This window comes from Oceanobacillus caeni, assembly GCF_042678465.1.
GTDB classification, from domain to species: Bacteria; Bacillota; Bacilli; order Bacillales; family Amphibacillaceae; genus Oceanobacillus; species Oceanobacillus caeni.
The window spans coordinates 1-1,586 of record NZ_JBHTKV010000070.1; the positions used below are offsets into that span (position 1 = coordinate 1).

At 38.4% G+C, this 1,586-nt stretch carries 2 protein-coding genes; both read right to left on the reverse strand.

Going from position 1 to position 1,586, the window contains the following annotated elements:
* Positions 1 to 315 precede the first annotated feature (315 nt).
* Entirely contained in the window at positions 316 to 1,197 is an 882-nt protein-coding gene (locus tag ACFQ18_RS18035; protein WP_052771790.1) for an IS3 family transposase, read from the reverse strand.
* On the reverse strand, positions 1,194 to 1,493 hold the full coding sequence (locus tag ACFQ18_RS18040; RefSeq protein ID WP_052771789.1) for a helix-turn-helix domain-containing protein: 300 nt from the start codon (positions 1,491 to 1,493) through the stop codon (positions 1,194 to 1,196). The genes ACFQ18_RS18035 and ACFQ18_RS18040 overlap by 4 nt, the downstream gene beginning before the upstream one ends.
* Positions 1,494 to 1,586 lie beyond the last annotated feature (93 nt).

Below are 1,586 nucleotides of genomic sequence, written 5' to 3' on the forward strand. Positions count from 1 at the left end.
TACACCTGCTTCTGTCAAGTAGACAGTACCAAAGTGTCTCAAAAAACTTTTCACAATACCTTTGTTTCCGATAGTTTGAGCTATGATCATATACGCCACCCTTGCCAGGCATTTGGGTTCGTGGTGGTGAATAAAGTGGCGAATCGGGAAAAATAAAGCTATTAAAGCTCCCTATTCGCACACAGAGCGTACCACGAACCATCTCTTCTAAGTTCTCGCTGGTCGGGGGCCCCTATCCCCAACACACCGAATCACTAAGAAGAGGCATGCCAGGCAAGGGCAAGCAGCTCCGCTGTGGTTCCCTGCGGTGCATTTTTAGCTTGCGTAACGCTTGATATATTTTACAGGACTCGTTTGTAATTTTGTGTTGATTCGATTATGATTAAAGTAATGGATATATTGGTTTGCCGCATTTTGAACTTCGAATACAGTCTCTGTGTTTTCAAAAAAACATTCTATTTCACACTTGTAATGACTAAAGAAGTTTTCAATGCATGCGTTGTCCCAGCAGTTGCCTCTGCGGGACATGGATGGGGTGAGGCCCATCTCTTTGACACGCATTTGATAACCAGCGTTTGTGAACTGTGTGCCTTGATCACTATGTAAAATGGCACCTTTCACAAACTTTTTTTCTTTTAAACGATCTAACGCTTCGTATACAAGCTCTATATCCTGACGTTGACTAATAGAATACGCCACAATCTCGTCATGAAATAAATCTTTAATCGCACACAAATAAAGATTCTTGTTTGGCCCCTCTATCACTGGTAAATAGGTAATATCAATCGCAAACTTCATTCCGGGTTTCTTTGCTTGAAAGTTTCGATTTAATATATTCGGTACTTTTTTATTTATCTCGTTACGCTTAACAAAGCGCCTTTGGCGGATCTTACAACGAATACCATATTTCCGCATGATTTTAGAGACACGCATCTCTCCAACCTCAATGTCATATTCCTCCTTTAATGCCATTTTCATTCTTTTTCTTCCCAATGTACCACGGTGTTTATGATGTAATTGGATGATATAGTTGTATAATTCTTCGTCCTTTTGTGCCTGCACACTACCCCCTCCACGTTTTTTCCATTTGTAATAACCAGATCGTGATACATCAGTCAGTTGCACTAACATCGTAACAGGATAATCTTTCTCATTTGCTTCTATAAAGGCAAATTGTACCTCTTTCTGCTTTCTCACATCCTTTCCAGCTCCAAAAGCTTTTTTAAATATTCGATTTGTAATGCTTGTCGTTCGATAAGCTCATCTTTGGTTTCCTCTTCTTTTCGTTTCTGTTTACCTATGCTTTTCATACCTCTTGTATCTTTTAACGCTTCATAACCTCCTTCACGTACCTTATTAACCCACCGATTCGCTACTCGAGGTGCACTAATGTTATATTCCTTTATCAAATCTCGGATTGCATACCCCTCAAAATACTTTTCAACCACTTTTTTCTTTAATTCATAACTGTATCTTTTTAGTTGTCTTGTCATATTCATCCCCTATTTTCTATCTAATTCTATATATAAGATTATCAAATGAATAGGACACTTTCTAAAATTGTCTACTTTATAGATACAATATCA